The 21,713-nt window shown below is 39.7% G+C and carries 19 protein-coding genes and 3 pseudogenes; all 22 read left to right on the top strand.

What is annotated here, in order from left to right; all coding sequences use genetic code 11:
- Positions 1–15 precede the first annotated feature (15 nt).
- The 22 genes and pseudogenes from fliI to P4S71_RS13785 all read left to right on the top strand — a co-directional run bounded on the left by fliI (position 16) and on the right by P4S71_RS13785 (position 21,713).
- Positions 16–1,350, top strand: coding sequence for a flagellar protein export ATPase FliI (gene fliI, locus P4S71_RS13680; protein ID WP_007377958.1), 1,335 nt, complete (start codon positions 16–18; stop codon positions 1,348–1,350).
- Positions 1,350–1,796, top strand: coding sequence for a flagellar export protein FliJ (gene fliJ / locus P4S71_RS13685; protein WP_007377957.1), 447 nt, complete (start codon positions 1,350–1,352; stop codon positions 1,794–1,796). The genes fliI and fliJ overlap by 1 nt, the downstream gene beginning before the upstream one ends.
- 93 nt (positions 1,797–1,889) lie before the next feature.
- Positions 1,890–3,869, top strand: a complete 1,980-nt coding sequence (locus P4S71_RS13690; protein WP_442961718.1) for a flagellar hook-length control protein FliK — start codon at positions 1,890–1,892, stop codon at positions 3,867–3,869.
- Positions 3,870–3,926: 57 nt separating this feature from the next.
- Complete coding sequence (gene fliL, locus P4S71_RS13695; protein ID WP_096792646.1) at positions 3,927–4,457, top strand: flagellar basal body-associated protein FliL; 531 nt, start codon at positions 3,927–3,929, stop codon at positions 4,455–4,457.
- Between the two features lie 9 nt (positions 4,458–4,466).
- Positions 4,467–5,555: a flagellar motor switch protein FliM gene (fliM, locus tag P4S71_RS13700; RefSeq protein ID WP_007377954.1), complete on the top strand. Its 1,089-nt coding sequence runs from the start codon at positions 4,467–4,469 to the stop codon at positions 5,553–5,555.
- A 20-nt stretch (positions 5,556–5,575) separates the two neighbouring features.
- Positions 5,576–5,974 (top strand): flagellar motor switch protein FliN, encoded by a 399-nt coding sequence (gene fliN, locus P4S71_RS13705; RefSeq protein ID WP_007377953.1) that lies wholly within the window; start codon positions 5,576–5,578, stop codon positions 5,972–5,974.
- A complete protein-coding gene (fliO, locus tag P4S71_RS13710; protein WP_007377952.1) occupies positions 5,971–6,354 on the top strand; it encodes a flagellar biosynthetic protein FliO in 384 nt (127 codons plus the stop codon). The genes fliN and fliO overlap by 4 nt, the downstream gene beginning before the upstream one ends.
- A gap of 4 nt (positions 6,355–6,358) precedes the next feature.
- Positions 6,359–7,099 (top strand): flagellar type III secretion system pore protein FliP, encoded by a 741-nt coding sequence (gene fliP, locus P4S71_RS13715; protein ID WP_007377951.1) that lies wholly within the window; start codon positions 6,359–6,361, stop codon positions 7,097–7,099.
- Between the two features lie 40 nt (positions 7,100–7,139).
- The gene (locus P4S71_RS13720) at positions 7,140–7,409 is read left to right on the top strand and encodes a flagellar biosynthetic protein FliQ (protein ID WP_007377950.1); all 270 of its coding nucleotides are present in this window, start codon (positions 7,140–7,142) and stop codon (positions 7,407–7,409) included.
- A 2-nt stretch (positions 7,410–7,411) separates the two neighbouring features.
- Entirely contained in the window at positions 7,412–8,191 is a 780-nt protein-coding gene (gene fliR, locus P4S71_RS13725) for a flagellar biosynthetic protein FliR (RefSeq protein WP_033023775.1), read from the top strand.
- A gap of 9 nt (positions 8,192–8,200) precedes the next feature.
- Positions 8,201–9,330: pseudogene (gene flhB / locus P4S71_RS13730) on the top strand (flagellar biosynthesis protein FlhB).
- 73 nt (positions 9,331–9,403) lie between these two features.
- Positions 9,404–11,514 (top strand): annotated as a pseudogene (flhA, locus tag P4S71_RS13735) (flagellar biosynthesis protein FlhA).
- Between the two features lie 20 nt (positions 11,515–11,534).
- Entirely contained in the window at positions 11,535–13,019 is a 1,485-nt protein-coding gene (gene flhF / locus P4S71_RS13740; RefSeq protein WP_337150848.1) for a flagellar biosynthesis protein FlhF, read from the top strand.
- On the top strand, positions 13,012–13,872 hold the full coding sequence (locus P4S71_RS13745) for a MinD/ParA family ATP-binding protein (protein ID WP_007377945.1): 861 nt from the start codon (positions 13,012–13,014) through the stop codon (positions 13,870–13,872). The genes flhF and P4S71_RS13745 overlap by 8 nt, the downstream gene beginning before the upstream one ends.
- A 26-nt stretch (positions 13,873–13,898) precedes the next feature.
- A complete protein-coding gene (locus P4S71_RS13750) occupies positions 13,899–14,609 on the top strand; it encodes an RNA polymerase sigma factor FliA (protein ID WP_033015920.1) in 711 nt (236 codons plus the stop codon).
- A 40-nt stretch (positions 14,610–14,649) separates the two neighbouring features.
- Positions 14,650–15,033, top strand: coding sequence for a chemotaxis response regulator CheY (gene cheY, locus P4S71_RS13755; RefSeq protein WP_007377943.1), 384 nt, complete (start codon positions 14,650–14,652; stop codon positions 15,031–15,033).
- Positions 15,034–15,050: 17 nt separating this feature from the next.
- Entirely contained in the window at positions 15,051–15,818 is a 768-nt protein-coding gene (locus P4S71_RS13760; protein ID WP_096792650.1) for a protein phosphatase CheZ, read from the top strand.
- A gap of 15 nt (positions 15,819–15,833) precedes the next feature.
- On the top strand, positions 15,834–18,020 hold the full coding sequence (locus P4S71_RS13765; protein ID WP_337150849.1) for a chemotaxis protein CheA: 2,187 nt from the start codon (positions 15,834–15,836) through the stop codon (positions 18,018–18,020).
- Positions 18,021–18,081: 61 nt separating this feature from the next.
- A complete protein-coding gene (locus tag P4S71_RS13770) occupies positions 18,082–19,212 on the top strand; it encodes a protein-glutamate methylesterase/protein-glutamine glutaminase (protein WP_337150850.1) in 1,131 nt (376 codons plus the stop codon).
- Positions 19,205–19,968, top strand: a pseudogene (locus tag P4S71_RS13775) (flagellar motor protein). Before P4S71_RS13770 ends, P4S71_RS13775 begins: the two are co-directional and overlap by 8 nt.
- A gap of 5 nt (positions 19,969–19,973) precedes the next feature.
- Positions 19,974–20,924 carry a flagellar motor protein MotB gene (locus P4S71_RS13780; protein WP_033015910.1) on the top strand — a complete coding sequence of 317 codons (951 nt, stop codon included), beginning with the start codon at positions 19,974–19,976 and terminating at the stop codon, positions 20,922–20,924.
- A gap of 18 nt (positions 20,925–20,942) precedes the next feature.
- Complete coding sequence (locus tag P4S71_RS13785; RefSeq protein ID WP_007377937.1) at positions 20,943–21,713, top strand: ParA family protein; 771 nt, start codon at positions 20,943–20,945, stop codon at positions 21,711–21,713.

Genomic DNA, 21,713 nt, shown 5'->3' on the forward strand with positions numbered 1-21,713 from the left:
CTTTATTGGCATGTCATGTCTGAACAATGTGCATCTTTAAGCGAACGCTTATCTCAATATAAACAGCATATTAATACACCAGCCCTCGCGGTAGCGGGTATTTTAACACGTGTCGTAGGCCTCACACTTGAAGCAAAAGGTTTACGTGCGCCTGTTGGAAGCCAATGCAAAATAGAAACTATGAATGGTTTTGTTGATGCTGAAATAGTAGGTTTTAATGAGCAAACTCTTTACCTAATGCCTAATGATCATATTTCAGGAGTATTACCTGGTGCTCGAGTGATCCCTCAGGTCAATAACTTAGGTTTACCCGTTGGAATGAGTTTGTTAGGCCGCGTTGTTGATGGATTAGGTCGCCCACTTGATGGTCTTGGTAAAATAAATGCGGAACATTATTTAAAATTTGCACAAAATACTATAAACCCACTTTCTCGACGTCCGATAAGCCAGCCTATGGATGTGGGAGTGCGTGCTATAAATTCGGTCATTACTGTAGGTCAAGGCCAGCGCATGGGCTTGTTTGCAGGTTCTGGTGTCGGTAAGTCGGTGCTTTTAGGTATGATGACACGCGGCAGTGAGGCCGATGTTATTGTTGTTGGACTAGTAGGTGAACGTGGCCGAGAAGTAAAAGAATTTATTGAAGAGATTCTTGGTGTAGAAGGGAGAAAACGTTCAGTTGTTGTTGCTGCACCGGCTGATTCATCTCCTCTTATGCGTTTAAAAGGCTGTGAAAGTGCTGTAACAATTGCTGAGTATTTTCGTGATCAAGGTTTAAATGTATTGTTGCTACTAGATTCAGTTACTCGATATGCAATGGCACAACGTGAAATTGCACTTGCTGTTGGCGAGCCTCCAGCTACAAAAGGTTATCCGCCATCAGTGTTTGCTAAATTACCGGCGCTGGTGGAACGCGCCGGTAACGGCGGGGAAGGGCAGGGATCAATTACTGCTTTTTTCACAGTATTAAGCGAAGGTGATGATATGCAGGATCCCATTGCTGATGCTGCACGGGCTATTTTAGATGGCCATATTGTACTTTCCCGTGATTTAGCTGACAGTGGTCATTATCCGGCAATTGATATTGAAAAGTCGATTTCACGAGTGATGCCTCAAGTTGTCTCACAAAAGCATATGCAACAAGCTCGTGTGCTTAAGCAGGTATATTCTATGTATCAGCAAAATAAAGATATGATCACTTTAGGCGCTTATCAAAAAGGCACTGACCAAATGCTTGATCAAGCTATTAATATGATGCCCAGAGTTAATACTTTTTTACAGCAAGGTATGCGTGATGTGATTAGTTACGATGATGGCTTACAAGGCTTAGCACAACTATTAGGACAAGCATAATGGCTAAGAATAAGCTGCATTTGTTGCTCAAACTTGAAAATGACAAAGAAGAAAACTTGCGCATGAGTTACCTACAAGCAAATCAGAATTTGCAGGCCAATCAACAAAAATTACAAGGTCTGAATGATTTTCGAATGGAATACATGCAACAGTTACATGTAAAAGGCCAGTCAGGTTTATCAAGTGCGGGATTTAGTCAATATCATGCTTTTATAGCAAAAATAGAAGAAGCAATTCGCCAACAGGCAAGTACAGTTAATACGGCTAAGCAAGTAGTCAGTCAACGAAAAGCAATTTGGTTAAAGCAACAAATTAAAGCTAAAGCTGTTGCTAAGTTAATTGAAAACCAAAAATTAAAAGCTGATGTGCTTATTGCGAAAAGTGAGCAAAAAATGTTAGATGAGTTTTCATCCAACCAATTTTTTCAGCGTCGTAAAGTTTTATAAATTAGGCACGTAAATTGCTTTATTTAGGCAGTCTTTAATTTTTGGCAATATGCGGTGGCGTGTTGCCGCAATAATGTTAGGTGGTTTATGGTGATGAATGATATTTCTAGTTTGGTTGCGTCTGAGCAAGATTCTTATTTAGCCTCTAAAGACAATCGTTTAGCTAAAGATAAAGAAAGCAATGACACCGAGTTTCTAAATCAGTTACACAGTGCGCATAATTCAATTGAAGCGGCAAGTAAACGTAGCTCTTCAGGTGATGCGAAAGATTCGATTCGTGCCGCTGAGCCTAAACAGGCCAAAACCGATATTGTAGAAAATGAGCAAGAAAACCAAGATAATACTAATTTATCTGGAGATAGTATGCTGGCTCAAATTAACTCTGCACAAGCTATTGATATATCAGTTAAAAAACACTCTGAACAGAGTTCTGATACTATTGATACTATTGATACTATTGATACTATTGATACTATTGATACTATTGATACTGTTGATACTGGTTTAGATAAAACTAAAAGTAAATCCGCTGATAATATAATTTCAAGTGCATCACAAAACATCGGGCAAAAGGCCGCTGAACAAAAAAGTACTGAATCGCAAGCTACTGACAAAGATACTAGCGATGCTGCAGCATTAAATAAAAGTAATATAAATAAAGGTTTTGCCGCAGAGAAGCTTGATGAGCAATTAAATCCAGTCGTTGATAAAAATGAACACGATAAAGAGGGGCCTATTATAGATAAACCAGGCATCGCCAAACGTGTTGCTGCTGATGAATCACAAATTAAACCTGCCTTGGTAGACAACAAGCAAACGCTAAAAGGTGAGATCACGAATACTCAACGTGTAAGTAATGTGGATTCTCAAAGCAGTAACAGTGCTGCAGTTGAAACGTTGTTAAGTAAAGATGATAGTGCAATAAAGTTAGATAAAATATTGTCAAGTTTGACTCCTGAGCAGCGTGAACAATTAATTACTCAATCTCAAACCGTAAATAAATCAATTAACAATGATAATATTGCGGCTTTAAAACAAATGCTTAATGCGTTTGTGACTGAAAATAATAAACCACAAGCTTTAGTACCTAAACAATCTTTTAATGCAGAAATTAGCGCGTTAACGACGACTGAAAAACAAGCGTTATTGTCTCAGTTAACAACTTATATTAAAACCGAACAGCCACAAGGTGCTCAGTTAACTTATCTCAAAGAAGCGGTAAGTGTGCTTGAAACATCAATCAATTTAGAACAACCAAAGAATAAAATAACTACTTTTGTTGCAGGTGAAACTCCAAATACTGTTTACAATCCGCAGAAGCAGAGTGTGAAATCGACAATAAATGAAAATAGTATTCCGCCAGACCAATTAGCTGAGGCGGACGATGATTTGATAAAACAGCTAGACATGATTCAAAAAGATGGTTCTAAAATCAATAATGCAGAACAGCTAACCCCGCGTTCTATGCAGCTATTTACACAAATCACAGGCGCACTTGATACCTTGCAAAGGGGCGGATTAAGTAATTACGATACTTTAGGCTATGAACAAGCAATACTAGATACGCAAGTGTTGCAATCTCAACAATTACAAAGCACTGCGCAAGGTAAGCAAATGAGTATTGATCCGGGTGTTATGCAGGCGGTTAATATTATTAAAAGTGATGCCGCTAAGCTCTTGCAAGAGCGCGTCAGTTCAATGCTAAGTATTAACAATAAAGAAGCTGAAATACGCTTAGATCCACCTGAAATGGGCAGTATGCAAATACGTATTAGAAGTGATGCTGAGCAAGCCCAAATTAATTTTGTAGTACAAAATCAGCAAGCAAAAGAGGCGCTAGAACAATCATTGCCTCGTTTGCGTGAAATGCTCGCACAACAAGGTATTGAATTAGGCGATAGCAGTATTTCATATGGCGATTCTAAAAACGAAACCACAGAACAAAATGACGATGATTCAAAAAAGGGTTTGGTTAATAAAAATACCATTAACGAAGAAAATGCCGATTCAGTAGATGCTCAACTACAAAGTTCTCGACAACAAACTTCATCAGCAATAGATTACTATGCCTAAGTACTGCTATTATAATAACTAAAACAAGTAAGTACCTTTGCAAATAAAGGAAATACAATGGCTGAAGACACTAATTTAGAAATTGAAGAAACAGGTAAAAGTAAAAAGAAGCTGATAATTATTATTGCTGCCGTTGTACTTGTTGTTGGTGCCGCCGCAGGTTATTTTTTAATGTCAGGTTCTGATGATGTCCCAGCAGAAACGTTAGATGAAGAAACGGCCATAGTGGCTGAGGCTCCTGTTGCTTCTGGCTCATCTGCTTCGATTGGCAGTGCACTGTATGTTGCTATGCCCAGACCTTTTGTATTTAATGTACCAGGTTCAAGTCGTGATAGGATTGTACAAATTAAAGTGCAGTTATTGGTACGTGGTGAAGTCAATGAAGAAACTGCAAAAAAACATATCCCACTTATAGAAGGCACGTTATTAAGTGTATTTTCTACAACTACAGCTGATGAATTAAGTACGAGTGCAGGCAAAGAAACATTGCGTTTTTCTGCGCTTGAAAAAGTACAAACAGCTTTAGCTGGCGTTGAAGGTAGTAAAGTAATTGAGCGGGTTCTGTTTACCGGCTTTGTGATGCAATAAGGGGTTAGCGTGAGCGATTTATTATCCCAAGACGAAATTGATGCGTTATTACACGGTGTTGATGATGTCGAAGAGGAAGAGCACGATAGTGAAGACGGCGGAGGTAGTACACTTCAGTACGACTTTTCTTCGCAGGATCGAATCGTACGTGGTCGCATGCCGACACTTGAAATTGTTAACGAACGTTTTGCTAGGCATATGCGAATTAGCCTATTTAACATGATGCGCCGTACTGCTGAAGTATCGATAAATGGTGTGCAAATGATTAAATTTGGTGAATATATTCACACCCTTTTTGTACCTACCAGCTTAAATATGGTCCGCTTTCGACCACTAAAAGGCACCGGACTAATCACCATGGAAGCACGACTTGTGTTTATTTTGGTTGATAACTTTTTTGGTGGCGATGGACGTTATCATGCAAAAATAGAAGGCCGCGAGTTCACACCAACAGAACGTCGTATTGTACAAATGCTACTTAAAATAATCTTTGAAGATTATAAAGAAGCATGGGCGCCTGTCATGGATGTATCTTTTGAATACCTCGACTCAGAGGTCAACCCTGCCATGGCTAATATTGTGAGCCCCACAGAGGTTGTAGTTATTAGCTCTTTTCATATTGAGCTTGATGGTGGTGGTGGTGATTTTCACATAGCATTACCTTACTCCATGCTTGAGCCAATCAGAGAGCTGTTAGATGCTGGTGTGCAGTCGGATACTGAAGATACCGATTTACGATGGAGTAAAGCGCTTCGCGATGAGATTATGGATGTAGAAGTTGGATTATCAACTCAATTACTTGAAGTTGATTTGTCTTTAAAGCAAATAATGGAACTCAAAGCAGGCGATATAATCCCTGTTGAAATGCCTGAGCACATTACAGTATTTGTCGAAGAGTTACCTACATTCAGAGCCAAAATGGGCCGCTCTCGTGATAGTGTTGCCCTACAGATTAGCGAAAAAATTAAACGACCTGATTCAGTTAAATCTGAGCTGCATGTATTTACCAAAGGCGGCAAGAAAATTGACTCAGATGCAGAATTAGCAGAATTAGAGGATGATTTACACCTTTCTGATGGTGTAGATTTAGACTGGTAATTGATTAAAAGGTTAAAAGTATGAGTGATGATCAAGATACTATGGACGAGTGGGCTGCTGCGCTTGCAGAAGCCGATACCCCAGATGAAGGTGCTGAGGCGCATGTTGCAGAATTAGACGAGTTAAGTGATTCAAAGCACGAAATCAGCGGCGATGAAAAACGTAAACTCGATACGATTTTAGATATCCCCGTTACCATTTCTATGGAAGTTGGCCGTTCTAAAATAAATATTCGTAATTTACTACAGCTTAACCAAGGATCAGTTGTTGAGCTCGATCGTGTTGCGGGTGAGCCATTGGATGTTTTGGTTAATGGCACTTTGATTGCTCATGGAGAGGTTGTTGTAGTAAATGACAAGTTTGGTATTCGCTTAACTGATGTAATAAGCCAAATAGAGCGGATCAAAAAATTACGATGAGCTTATTAGTTGCTTTAACGAGTTCCGTTTTTTCAAAAGCAGATGTGGCAACACCAACTGGAGATATACTCTCTATGGTGCTGTCACTCGTAATGGTGCTAGTACTTATCATCGTGCTGGCATTTTTTGTAAAGAAGCTTAATCCAAATCTAGCAAACAGCGATGAGTTTAAAGTAGTTAGAAGCCTACCTTTGGGTTCTCGTGAGCGTTTAATGGTTGTTGAAATAGACAATGCGCAGCATTTGCTTGGTGTAACGCCTCACAGTATTAATTACTTACACAAGTTAGAAACCCCATTAAGCGAAAAAGAACTTCCTGAATTAGCTAAACGATTTGGTAAACTTTTAAACCCGCAATCAAACCAAAATAAAAAGAATTAGACCTATGACAAAGTGGCTGCTTATTATTTTCGCCATGGTATTTGTACCAAGTGTCAGTGCTGAGGGTATTGATGCGCTAACCATTACAACAAACGCCGATGGCACACAAGATTACTCAGTAACGTTACAAGTTTTAGCGATTATGACGGCGCTGAGTTTTATACCAGCCGCTATAATCATGATGACCTCATTTACACGTATTATTGTTGTGCTTGCTATTTTACGCCAAGCAATAGGTTTGCAGCAAACACCGTCGAATCAAGTGTTACTAGGCATGTCGCTTTTTTTAAGTATTTTTATAATGTCTCCTATTTACCAGCAGGTGAACGAGCAGGCCATAGAACCTTATTTAAATGAGCAGGTTACTTCAGTGCAAGCTTTAGAGCTTGCAAAAGAGCCTATGAAAGCCTTTATGCTATCTCAAGTTCGTCTTAAAGATCTAGAAACGTTTGCTAAAATTGCCGGGTACGACCAGCTTAACTCGCCAAAAGATACACCATTAATTGTATTGATCCCTGCATTTGTTACCAGTGAACTGCAAACCGCATTTATAATCGGGTTTATGTTTTTTATTCCATTTTTAATTGTTGATTTAGTCGTTGCCTCGGTATTAATGGCGATGGGTATGATGATGCTCTCTCCTATGATAGTGTCTTTGCCGTTTAAAATTATGTTATTTGTACTTGTTGACGGTTGGAGCTTAGTGATGGGTACCTTAGCCAAAAGCTTTGGCTTAGGGACTTAGTATGCAAAGTATTAATGTAATTCAACAATAGGAGTACAACATGGAACCGGAAATTTTTGTTGATATTCTAAGTGATGCCTTGTTTTTGGTTATTAAGTTGGTGTCTGCAATTGTAGTACCTGGCCTAATTATTGGTTTAATTGTTGCTGTATTTCAGGCTGCAACATCAATCAATGAACAAACACTCAGTTTTTTACCTCGTTTATTAATCACTATAAGTGCGCTAATTGTGGGTGGCCATTGGCTTACTCAAGAGTTAATGGATTTTTTCACTCGTTTAGTATTGCTCATTCCTGAAATAGCAGGTTAAAAGTGGAGTATCCGTTTTCAGTCGTAATTCAATGGTTGAGTGATTTTTTGCTGCCCTTAGTTCGCATCAGCTCAATGATAATGATTATGGCTGGTTTGGGTGCTAAAAACGTCCCTACTCGGATAAAGATGGGGTTATCGGTTGTAGTAACTCTCGTTGTTATACCTGTATTACCTCCGGCCACCTTCACTAATTTGTTTTCGTTTGAAATGATTTTAGTTGTTATCCAGCAAATGTTGATTGGTATTGCGATTGGTTTTGCATCTATACTCTTATTAAACACCTTTGTGTTAGCTGGGCAAATATTAGCAATGCAAACAGGTTTAGGTTTTGCTTCAGTTATTGATCCCTCTAATGGTGCAAGTGTACCTGCTGTTGGACAGTTTTTTCTGATTTTAGCGACACTTCTATTTTTTGTTTTTAATGGCCACTTAATGATGATTCAGATGGTGGTCCATAGTTTTCAAGTGTTACCGATTGATGGCACGTGGTGGTCTGTAGATCATTACTGGGACATAGTGACCTGGGGCGGCTGGATGTTTACTACAGCACTTGTACTCTCACTTGCACCGCTCACAGCTATGCTCGTTATTAATATGTCGTTTGGTATTATGACGCGTGCAGCGCCGCAATTAAATATTTTCTCTATTGGTTTTCCGTTTACCTTGGTAGCGGGACTTATTATTATTTGGGCGACACTAGGCAACTTTGTTACTCAGTTTGAGTTTCAATGGTTAAAAATGATTGAGCTAATGTGTACTTTAGTTGGTTGTTCACCTTAGGAGAAAGTCATGTCTGAAGACTCAGGGCAGGAAAAAACAGAAGAACCCACATCCAAAAAACTTGACGAATCTAAAAAGAAAGGTCAAATAGCGCGCTCAAAAGAGTTAGGTACCATGTTTGTGCTTATTTTTTCGGCTATATCTCTTTTGATGTATGGACCAGAAATTGGCAAAGGTTTATATAATGTGATGGGCCGTACACTTAGCTTAAACCGTAACGAAGCATTTGATACAACTAAAATGTTTGCCGTTTGGGGAGAAGTTGCTGACGCTTTAATGTTCCCGATGGCCATGTTTGTATTAATTATTGTTTTAGCTGCATTTATTGGTAATACATTGTTAGGTGGTTTTAATTTTAGCTGGAAGCTGCCGCGCCTAAAGCAAGCAAAATGTCACCAATGAAGGGCTTTAAGCGAATGTTTGGCCCGCAAGCGGCTGTTGAGCTTATAAAGTCACTTTTAAAATTTGGTTTAGTTGCAAGTTTTGCAGTGTTTTTAATTGATACTTTTTTTGATGAAATACTGCACTTAAGCTTAGAAAGTGCACCGGGTAATATTATTCATGCCTTAGAGATTTTAGCGTGGATGTTTTTAGGGCTTTCATGCACTTTAATTATTATTGCAGCAATTGATGCGCCATTTCAAAGTTATAACCATAACAAGCAACTTAAAATGACAATGCAAGAGGTTAAAGATGAGTATAAAAACTCGGAAGGTGACCCACAAATAAAAGCACGTATTAGGCAAACACAAAGGCAAATGTCGCAAAAACGCATGATGCAAGATGTGCCTGATGCAGATGTTATTGTTACTAACCCAACTCATTACTCAGTCGCTTTAAAGTACGATACGGAGCGTGCAGGAGCGCCTATTGTACTAGCCAAAGGTATTGACGAGATGGCAATGCAAATTCGTAAAGTAGCAATTGGTAATGAAGTCCCCATTGTAGAGTCCCCCATGCTAACTAGAGCACTTTATCATACGGCTGAAGTTGGCGATCAAATACCTGATCAGCTATTTACGGCTGTTGCACAAGTGCTAGCGTATGTATTTCAGCTAAAACGTTTTAACAAGGGACGAGGAAAACGCCCTACAAAGCTTAGTAATAAACTCCCCATCCCCGACGCCTACAAGTATTAATATCGCAAATTTACTAACTTGGAATAGTTATTGCTAATTCTATATAGTGTCAATTTTTTGAAATTGTAGAATTATGAGTTTTAAAGCGGTATTACAACAACTTAATAGAGACAAAAAAGAATATGCCAAAGGAGTAGGGACTCCTTTGCTTGTGCTTGCTGCACTGGGAATGGTGATTTTACCATTACCGCCATTTTTACTCGACATCCTTTTTTCGTTTAATATTGCGCTCGCATTAGTTGTATTACTCGTGACTGTTTACACGATGAAACCAGTTGAATTTGGTATGTTCCCCGCTGTATTACTTATCGCTACGATTATGCGCTTAGCGCTCAACGTTGCTAGTACTCGAGTTGTGTTACTTGAGGGTCACAACGGTGGTGATGCTGCAGGTAAGGTCATTGAAGCATTTGGCTCAGTTGTAATTGGTGGTAACTATGCAGTTGGTTTAGTTGTATTTTTAATTCTTATCATTATCAACTTTGTAGTAATAACAAAGGGTGCTGGACGTATTTCTGAGGTATCTGCACGTTTCACCCTTGATGCAATGCCAGGTAAACAAATGGCAATAGATGCCGATTTAAATGCCGGCTTTATTAGTGCTGAGCAAGCGCGTGACCGTCGCGAGGAAGTAACTCGCGAAGCCGATTTTTACGGTTCAATGGATGGTGCGAGTAAGTTTGTAAAAGGCGATGCAATAGCCGGTATCGTTATTTTAATTATTAATATTGTAGGTGGCTTATTTGTTGGGATGATCCAGCATAACTTAAGTTTTAGCCATGCAATGGAAGTATATACACTTCTAACCATTGGTGACGGTTTGGTTGCTCAGCTTCCATCATTATTGCTCTCAATTGGCACGGCAATTGTAGTAACACGTCAAAATGAGTCGCTTAATATGGGTGACCAATTCAAGAAACAACTTGGTAACGAAAAGTCACTCTTTATTGCTTCAGGTATTTTGATCATCATGGGGTTAGTCCCTGGTATGCCGCATTTTGCTTTTTTGAGTTTAGGCGCACTACTTGGTTACTTAGCCTATTACACGCAGCAAAGTAAAATCAAAGCTGCTGCAGCCGAAGCTGAAGAGGCTGCAAATGGCGGAAGCACCGCGACAGGTGTTGCGAATAAACAAGAGCAAAAAGAGCTTGGTTGGGATGATGTTCAGCAAGTTGATGTAATAGGATTAGAAGTAGGGTATAGATTAATTCCGCTGGTTGATCAATCACAAGGTGGTGAACTACTCAACCGGATTAAAGGAGTGCGTAAAAGCTTTCTCAAGAGCTTGGATTTTTAGTTCCTCCTGTTCATATTCGCGATAATTTAGAACTAGACCCTAATGCTTACAGAATAACGCTAATGGGAGTATCTACTGGTGAGGGGGAGCTTAAGCATGGTGATGAGCTGGCTATTAACCCAGGGCAAGTATTTGGTCCAATAAAAGGAATTGAAACTAAAGATCCTGCATTTGGATTAGACGCGGTTTGGATTAAACCTGATCAAAAAGACGAAGCTCAATCTTTAGGCTATACCGTTGTTGATTCTGCCACAGTGGTTGCAACTCATATTAGTCAGTTGTTAACTAACAGCGCAGCGTTGTTACTAGGGCATGAAGAAGTTCAAAACTTACTTGATATGCTTGGAAAGAGTCATCCTCGTTTGGTTGAAGGACTTGTCCCTGATGTATTGCCGTTAACCGCTATTGTAAAAGTACTACAGAACTTATTGAACGAAGGGGTGGCTATTCGCGATATGCGATCAATTGTACAAACCCTTGTTGAGTATGGTCCTCGTAGCCAAGACCCTGATGTATTAACGGCTGCAGTGCGTATTTCTCTGCGTAGATTAATTGTTCAAGATGCGGTTGGAATGTCATCTGAAATACCTGTCATAACCTTGGCGCCTGAGTTGGAACAGATGTTGCATCAGTCATTGCAAAATGCAGGCGATGAAGGTGCCGGTATAGAGCCAGGACTTGCAGAGCGACTTCAAGTGTCATTGAATGAAGCGCATCAAAATCAAGAAATGGCCGGTGAACCTTCAATACTGTTAACGTCAGGAATGTTACGTACTGTGTTATCTCGTTTTGTTAAGTACACCATACCAGGATTAAGGGTGATGTCTTATCAAGAGGTGCCAGACGAAAGACAGATAAAAATTGTCAGCTCTGTAGGCCAACAATAAGATTTTAAAGGGGTTGAATAATGAAAATTAAACGTTTTTTTGCTAAAGATATGCGTACAGCACTTAAAGAAGTGAAAGATGAACTTGGTGTTGATGCGGTTATTATGTCTAACAAAAAGCTGGCTAATGGCGTTGAGATTGTAGCCGCAGTTGATTATGAAAAAGCGGCCCCTAAATCAGCTGCACAGCCGCAAAATACTTTAGCGCGTGCGGATGACTCAGCACAATCACACAGTATACATAATTTTGTAAAGCCAGAGCCACAACGCCCTAAAGCGGCTCCCCAAGCTAGGGTTGCAGATAGTTTAGAAGCTTTACTAGAGCGTCAATCTCCTCGCCCACGTTCACCTGAATTAGCATCAATGTTTTCTCAATCGGGTATTGAAACGACCGATAATTATCAAGAGCCCGTTGTCAAACCTCGCTCAGCGAATATGTTTGCTCGCGAAGATATTGCACCAACACGTCCACAGACCCAAGCCGATAGTTTAGGTTTTGATGACCTAGATCGTGATTTTGATGATCTAGATAGCCCTGTAACACCTCAAGCGCACGTTAAAAATAATGAAAGTGAAGAAATGACGTCAATGCGTGAAGAAATGAACGCTATTCGTCAATTGCTAGAGCACCAAGTGTCAGGTTTAATGCAACAAGATATGGCACGCCGTGACCCCACACGTGCTTGTATGATTGACCGTTTAGTTGGTATGGGAATCGATAAAGAAGTTGCAGAACAAATGGCGTGTTTTGTACCTGATGACGTATCTCGCCAACAAGGTTGGAAGGCTTTGTTAACAATGGTCGAAGACCAGATGCAAACTACGAATAATGAAATACTACGTCAAGGTGGTGTTTACGCATTGGTAGGCCCAACTGGTGTGGGGAAAACGACAACAGTTGCAAAGTTAGCTGCTTTAGGCGCACAGAAATACGGTGCAGATAAAGTGGCGCTAATAACCACCGATACATACAGAATTGGTGCTTATGAGCAACTTGCAACATACGGTCGAATTATCGGTTGTGGAGTAAAGCAGGTTAAAGATGCTAATGAATTAGCTGAAGTTTTATACCATTTACGAAATAAACGTCTAGTATTAATTGATACAGCAGGTATGAGTCAACGAGACTTACGTTTAACAGAGCAATTGAATACGCTTATGCGCAATCAACGTGTTGATATTCGTAGTTATTTAGTATTAAGTGCAACAGCGCAAATAAATGTCTTGCAAGAAACAGTACGACACTTCAAAAAAGTGCAGTTAAGTGGTTGTATTTTCACCAAGTTGGATGAATCTTTAAGTTTAGGTGAGATTATTAGTATTGCGATTCAAAATCGCCTTCCAATAGGGTATCTTACTAATGGTCAACGAGTTCCAGAAGACATTCGTGTTGCAAATGCAGAAAAACTAGTAAAAAAAGCTGAGCAATTGTATTTGAAAAGAATAAAAGCACAACATTCACGACACCAAGCAGTGGCGTCGAGCACAGTAGGGATGTATGATTAACACAGTATTAGATCAAGCAAGCGGCCTGCGCAAAATGAGTCAAAACAATAACAACGGCGTAAAAGTTATCGCTGTTACTGGTGGCAAGGGTGGTGTAGGTAAAACAAATGTTTCACTTAACACGGCAATAGCATTAGGCCAGCAAGGTAATCGAGTTTTAGTACTTGATGCCGACTTAGGTCTAGCGAACTGTGATGTGATGCTCGGATTACGGGTTGAACGTAATTTATCACATGTACTTTCTGGTGAGTGTGAACTCGATGAGATTTTAGTTGAAGGTCCTGCAGGAATTAAAATTGTACCAGCGACCTCTGGTTCTCAGAGTATGGTGGAATTATCACCGTCTGAACATGCAGGCCTTATACGCGCTTTTAGCGAATTAAATACCGAATTTGATATCTTAATTGTAGATACCGCTGCGGGTATTTCAGATATGGTACTGAGTTTTTCTCGTGCTGCTCAAGATGTAATGGTTGTAGTGTGCGACGAACCGACTTCAATCACAGATGCTTATGCACTTATTAAAGTGTTAAGTCGTGAGCATGGGGTGTATAAATTCAAAATTGTAGCTAATATGGTTCGTAGTATGCGTGAAGGTCATGAGTTATTTGCAAAACTTTCAAAAGTAACGGACCGATTTTTAGATGTGTCAATGGAGTTGGTTGCAACAATCCCTTATGACGAAAATATGCGTAAGGCAACTCGCCGTCAAAAAGTGATTGTAGAACTTTTTCCTAGTTCTCCTGCTTCAGTTGCCTTTAAAGCACTGGCGACAAGAGCAGTGAAATGGCCTATACCTAACCAACCTTCAGGACATTTAGAATTTTTTATTGAGAAGCTAGTTAACGGCTAATTATGACAACATTGGTAAATAGAGCTATGGGATATCAATCAACACAAAATTTAAATGTGATTGTTGAAAAACATGCATCGCTAGTCAAAAAAGTGGCATGCCATTTAATTGCTCGTTTGCCTCCAAGTGTCCAACTCGATGACCTAATTCAGTCGGGTATGATAGGCCTAATTGAAGCATCAAAAAACTTTGATGCAACCAAAGGCGCAAGTTTTGAAACGTTCGCGGGAATACGAATTCGCGGTGCCATGCTTGATGAAATGCGCCGTGGTGACTGGGCTCCTCGGTCGGTTCATAGAAAAAGCCGTCTTGTAGCCGAGACGATTGCTGGATTAGAAAGTAGCTTAAATCGTGAACCAACCGATATAGAAGTTGCTGAAAAACTTGAAATTTCGTTAAATGAGTACCATCATATTTTAAACGATGTAAACACAAGTAAAGTGTTAGGCATCGAAGACCTCGGGGTCGATGAAGATGTTATTACCACGGCGGGCCAAGATTTAACGCTAGACAAACCGTTTAATAACGTTAAAAATGAACGATTTAATGAATCATTATTAAATGCTATCAAGTCATTACCAGAGCGAGACGCAATGGTACTTTCTTTGTACTATAACGATGAAATGAATTTAAAAGAAATTGGACATATACTCGATGTAAGTGAATCGCGTGTAAGTCAGATACATGGTCAGGCGATGATTAAGCTAAAAGCAAAAATCAATGACTGGATAAACTAGTAGTAAGTAAATACAGGTTAAGACCTCACTGGAGGATGTTTTGGATAAAAACATGAAAATTCTTGTTGTTGATGATTTTTCGACAATGAGACGTATTATTAAAAATCTATTGCGCGACTTAGGCTTTACCAACGTCCAAGAAGCGGATGACGGCTCTACAGCCTTACCCATGTTACAAAATCAAGTTTTTGATTTTGTGGTAACAGATTGGAACATGCCAGGAATGCAAGGTATTGATCTTTTGAGAGCGATAAGGGCTGACGATAAATTAAAACACCTTCCTGTTTTAATGGTGACAGCTGAAGCTAAAAAAGAACAAATAATAGCAGCGGCTCAAGCTGGTGTTAATGGCTATATTGTAAAACCATTTACAGCTGGCACATTAAAAACTAAATTAGAAAAAGTGTTCGAACGCTTAGGTTAATAATAGGGGAAAGGCTTATGCCAGCACCTGCTGCGCCTCGGATAACGTTAGAACAAGCTCGTCAGCTCGTCACTTTTTTAGAAAATGGCGAACATGATAAAGCTGATCAACTAATTTTAGATACTGCATCTAAAGAGCAGTCAGAAATATTTGACGAAGTGGGAAAGTTGACGCGTCAACTACATGAAGCTTTAAAAGGCTTTGAGCTAGACACGCGCCTAACAGATCTCACTAAAGACGCTATACCTGATGCTAAAAAACGGCTTAATTATGTCATTGAGATGACAGAAAATGCTGCAAATAAAACCATGGATGCGGTTGAGGCGAGTTTACCGATAGCACAACAGTTAGCGGATGAAATATCCCATATCAAACCGACATGGGACCGTCTAATGAGTCGTGAAATTGAACTCGGTGAATTTAAAGTACTGTGCCACAGCATTGATAAATTCATGAGCAGTTCTCATCATAAAACTGATGAGTTACAAAGCTTCATGACTAACATATTAATGGCCCAAGATTATCAAGATTTGACAGGTCAAGTAATTCGCCGAATTATAGAACTTGTTAGGGAAGTTGAAGAAAGCTTACTTCATCTTTTAACTGCTTTTTCTGAACAAGATATCAGTAAAGCAGTCACCCAAAAACCACAAAAAATAGATGACCCAGTTGACCCAGAAACATTAGCAGGTCCTGAAGGGCCTATTATTGATAAAGAATCACGTAATGATGTTGTGTCTGATCAAGATGAAGTCGATGATCTTTTATCAAGTTTGGGCTTCTAAGAGGAGAGTAACTGCATGTTTGAAGTCGATGAAGATATTTTACAAGACTTTCTTGTAGAAGCAGGAGAAATCCTTGAGCTTTTATCTGAACAGTTAGTTGAACTGGAAAACAATCCAGAAGATACCGAGTTGCTAAATGCTATATTTAGAGGCTTTCATACCGTAAAAGGCGGTGCTGGATTCTTAGCTATGACTGAGCTTGTTGACGCATGTCACGGCGCAGAAAATGTATTCGACTTGTTAAGGCAGGGCGTTCGTTCTGTTAATTCTGAGCTAATGGATGTTATCTTACAAGCACTTGATACTATCAATGAAATGTTTGCGACGATTCAAAATCGTGATAAACCAGAACCTGCGGATCCTCAACTACTTGAAGTTTTACATAAGTTAGGTCTCCCCACAGAAGACGAGTTATCAGGTACTTCTCCTGAAGTTGTTGTAGAACAGCCTCAAGAAGCCGCTGAAGCACAAACTCCCAGTACTGATGGTGCGGACCCTTTTGCTTTTGATGAGCTGTTTAGTGGCCCAACTTCATCTGAAACTGACTCTCAAATTGATGAAATTACAGAGGATGAGTTTGAAAACCTACTTGATGAATTACATGGTACAAGCCAAGAATCGGCAGTAAAAGCCCCCACAAATAGTCATGATTTGAATGGTGATATTACAGACGATGAGTTTGATAATTTACTAGACGAGCTTCATGGTGTTGGCAGTTTCGGCTCTGTTGCAGCGCAAGAAAGTAATGTTACACCTGATGTACAAAAGCCATCGCCTTCGACTAACAATACAGATTCATCGAACGATGATATCAGTGATGATGAATTTGAATCACTGTTAGATGAACTTCATGGTAAGGGAACTGCACCTAAATCTTTAGAAAGCACTCCTGCGATTGCTGAAAAACCAGCCGCAAAACAAGCTGTTCCTAAGCCCAAAGCAGCCCCAGTACCAAAAGTTGAAGCATCAAAACCAGTACCTGCAAAACCTGCTGAAAAAACAGTTGCTGCAGCTCCAAAAAAGGCTACTGCACCAACTGCTGAAACGACAGTGCGTGTTGACACTAAACGCTTAGATCAAATTATGAATATGGTCGGTGAATTGGTACTTGTTCGTAACCGCTTAGTTAGCTTGGCTACGAATTCTGAAAGCGAAGCAATGGGTAAAGCTATATCTAACTTAGATGTTGTTACTGCTGATATTCAAGGTGCGGTTATGCAAACCCGCATGCAACCAATTAAAAAAGTGTTTGGCCGATTTCCTCGAGTTGTTCGTGATTTAGCACGCAGCTTAAATAAAGACATTAATCTATTATTAGTTGGTGAAGAGACTGATTTAGATAAAAATTTGGTTGAGGCATTAGCCGACCCTTTAGTGCATTTAGTGCGTAACTCTGTTGATCACGGTATTGAAATGCCAGATTTTCGTGAGGCTGCTGGAAAACCAAGAACAGGTACTGTTACGTTATCAGCATCTCAGCAAGGCGATCATATTTTACTTACCATTAAAGATGATGGTGCTGGTATGGATGCTGAGAAGCTGAAAAAAATAGCGATTAGTAAAGGTGTTCTTGATCACGACCAAGCAAGCCGGCTTTCTGATACTGAAGCATATAATTTAATTTTTGCACCTGGTTTTTCAACAAAAGAAGAGATTTCGGATATTTCAGGTCGTGGCGTTGGTATGGATGTAGTTAAAACCAAAATTACCCAACTTAATGGCTCAGTAAGTATTCAGTCAGAGTTAGGTGTTGGGACTACTTTAGAGATAAAAGTACCATTAACTCTCGCTATCTTGCCGACCTTAATGGTTGTTGTTGGAGAGCAAACATTTGCATTACCACTTGCGGGTGTTAGCGAAATATTCCACCTCGATTTAACTAAAACGAATGTTGTTGATAGTCAATTGACAATTATTGTGCGCAAAAAAGCAATTCCATTGTTTTATCTTGAGCATTGGCTAGTTAAAGGCGCTGACCGCTCTCAGCGTAAAGCACATGGTCATGTAGTTATTGTCCAAATTGGTACACAACAAGTAGGCTTTGTCGTAGATTCGTTAATAGGGCAAGAGGAAGTTGTAATAAAACCTCTTGATGCTTTATTACAAGGAACACCCGGTATGGCTGGTGCTACAATTACTTCCGATGGTGGTATTGCACTGATTTTAGATGTACCAAATATGTTAAAACATTACGCGGGCTGATAATAAATAAAGTAGGTGCACTGTAAAAGTGCCCTACACTTCAATTTAATAAGAGAGCTAAATGGCCGTTAAAGTTTTAGTTGTTGATGATTCTAGCTTTTTTCGCCGCAGAGTGAGCGAAATACTTGAGCAAGACAGCGATATAAAAGTAATAGGTTTTGCTGTGAATGGCAGAGAAGCTGTTGAAAAAACAGCTGAACTACGCCCTGACATGATTACAATGGATGTAGAAATGCCTGTGCTTGACGGTATTAGCGCAGTTAAAGAAATAATGTCGAGTAATCCGACACCAATTTTAATGTTTTCTTCACTAACTCGAGATGGTGCAACGGCAACGCTTGATGCATTAGATGCCGGAGCAATGGATTTTTTACCGAAAAAATTCGAAGATATTGCACGTAACAATGAAGATGCAATAAAGCTTTTACAAGCTAAAGTGAAAGAAATTGGTCGAAGAAGGGTTCCCCGTACATTCAAGCCCATAACACCAGCTAAACCGCAAAGTATGCCATTAGCGACTCCAAGTTCATTAACGAACACGGCAACGTTAAAGCAGCCAGATAGAAGCTTTCAACGTACGAATTCTAATGCCTCCGTTCATGCTAGTGGTAAAAAATATCAACTTGTTGCTATTGGTACATCGACTGGCGGACCCGTTGCATTACAAACAATATTAACTCAATTACCAGCAAATTTCCCGCATCCTATATTATTAATTCAGCATATGCCTGCCGCATTCACACCTGCATTTGCTTCGCGTTTAAATGGTTTATGCCAGATAAAAGTAAAGGAAGCTCAACAAGGGGATCGATTACAACCAGGGACTGCATACTTGGCTCCAGGTGGCCAACAAATGATGGTTGAGGGGCGTGGGTCTTCAAAAACATTGCGCGTATTTGAAGATAACAGTGAGCGAATAACATATAAACCAAGTGTTGATGTGACTTTTGCAAGCGTTGCAAAAGCTTGTCAAGGTGACGTACTGGCTATTGTTCTTACTGGTATGGGGGCTGATGGGCGTGATGGTGCTCGAATGTTGAAGCAGACTGGCGCCACTATTTGGGCACAAGACGAAAAAAGTTGTGTTGTTTACGGTATGCCACAGGCGGTTGCAAGTGCTGGCTTAGCAAGTGAAAGTCTTGCTCTAGATGATATAGCTCTAAGGATTAAAAAAGAGATTGGTTGTGGATAAGCTTTCTATATTAGGTTTATTTATTGCGTTAGGCGCTATAGCGATAGGTTATTCTTTAGAAGGCGGTGTTGTCTCTGCGTTATTCAATGGACCAGCACTTATAATCGTAGTTGGTGGTACGCTTGGCGCTGTGATGTTGCAAACATCATCTAGTACTTTTAAAAAATGCTAAAAATAAGCCACTGGGTTTTTATTTCGCCAAAGCATGATGTAGACGAAGCGATCGAACAAGTTAAACAATGGTCTCACAAAGCACGACAAGAAGGCTACTTAGCACTTGAAAATGAGGCCTTAACTCATCCCGATCAATATGCAGCTAAAGGTCTTAGCTTACTTGTTGATGGTTGCTCTGAGCAAAAGCTGCGCGATACACTTGAAATTGATTTATTATTAGAACGCGACCGTTTATTAGAGGCAGGACGCGTTTATGAAGCTATGGGCGGGTATAGCCCAACAATAGGGATTTTGGGCGCAGTGCTTGGTCTTATTCAGGCTATGTCATTTATTACCGATCCGCAAAAGCTGGGTGCTGGTGTCGCGACAGCATTTATAGCCACTATTTATGGTGTCGGTTTAGCTAATTTACTATTTTTACCGATGGCAAATAAACTAAAACAACGTGTTGAACAAAAAATGTTGTATCACGAACTGTTAGCTGAAGGTGTTATTGCAATCAGTTTAGGCGAAAGCCCTGTTAATATTGAATTAAAGTTAGAAGCTTATCGTGTAGAACGCCCTAATTTAGTGGATAAATAACGATTATGCTACGTCGACGTTTACGTCACACTTCCTCTAAAAGTCAGCATACTGAGCGTTGGCTTGTGTCTTATGCAGATTATATGACGATAATGTTTGCCTTTTTTGTGGTTATGTACGCTATTGCTATAGATAAGGAAGAAAAATTTCAAATATTATCGGATTCGCTCGAGCATGTTTTTGATAAATCTGCACGCCAACATTCACAAGTTGGTGATGGTGTTAATGGGAGTGGGGTCTTAACCGACAGAGTAACGCCGGAACAAGAGGTGTTGTATGGCGAAAGTATTCAAAAAAAGGAACAAGGCCCTGAGTTATTAGATGGTCAAAGTGACACAAGTAACATTAAACAAAAATATTTAGGAAAACCATTAGATAGCTTGTTAACTAAACTTCAATCAGCACTCATTGATGAAATTCGTGATGGAGAAGCGAGTCTTGAATTGAATCAAGATTGGCTCATTATAGAGTTGAGTTCAGGAATGTTATTTTCTAGTGGTAGTTCAGTTGCTCATTCGCGTGCTAAGCAAGTCGTAAAAATTGTCAAAGATATTATTGATCCAGTCGATAACTACATTAGAGTGCGCGGTTATACAGATAATGAGGTTATTAGTAACGAAATATTTCGTTCAAACTGGGAGCTTTCAGTTGCAAGATCCACCTCAATTTTAGTCGAGCTTGAAGCGTTGGGTATTAATTCTGCACGAATGGCAATAGAAGGTTATGGCCAGTATTCTCCTTTTGCTGATAATAACACAGAGAAAGGTCGAGCTGAAAACCGTAAGGTTGTAATCGCTCTTTCTAAGTATGGTTTACCACCTAAAGATAGTCCATCGTTAGAGCAAAAAAATATAGCAGTACAGACAGAGCCTGAAGTGGAACTACCATCAGACGATAATACAATAAAAATAATTCGTTTACCTCATGGTGGGATCCGAATAACGACGCGAAATTAATAGCAATTAGGATGTAATGTGAAGATTTGGACTGTTGCGAATCAAAAAGGCGGGGTCGGTAAAACAACAACGGCAGTTAGCCTAGCCGGTATTTTAGCGTTACAGGGCAAACGTGTATTGCTTATTGATACAGATCCCCATGCATCACTAACTTATTATTTTGGTATCGACTCTGAAGATTTAGAAGTCAGCGTGTACGATATTTTTGCTCGCGGAACAAGTATGCAAAGTGAAGAAATATTGCAAGCACTTTGCCCGTCAACTCTTGAGAATCTTGATATTTTACCCGCTACTATGGCAATAGCTACACTTGATAGAAGTATGGGTAATAAAACAGGCATGGGTTTAATACTAAAGAAAACGCTTGCTAAAATTAGTGAATATTATGACTATGCAATACTTGATTGCCCGCCGGTTTTGGGGGTTTTAATGGTTAATGCATTAGCTGCGAGTGAGCGTATTTTAGTTCCCGTACAAACCGAATTTTTGGCCCTGAAAGGGCTTGATAGGATGATGCGGACTATGGAATTAATGCAAAGCTCTCAAGCGAAAAGTTATCAATATACTATAATTCCTACTATGTATGATAAACGCACTAAAGCATCGTTGGAAGCATATAAAACTTTACAAGAAACCTATAAAGATAAAGTGTGGCCAGGTGTTATTCCTGTTGATACAAAATTTAGAGATGCGAGTTTGGCACAAAAAGTGCCAATAGAGTTTTGTCCTCGTTCCCGTGGTGTTTTTGCATATAAAGCATTATTAGACTATTTAATAGAGCAAGGTTAA

The organism is Pseudoalteromonas sp. B62, assembly GCF_037162565.1.
In the GTDB taxonomy this organism is placed as follows: Bacteria; Pseudomonadota; Gammaproteobacteria; order Enterobacterales; family Alteromonadaceae; genus Pseudoalteromonas; species Pseudoalteromonas fuliginea.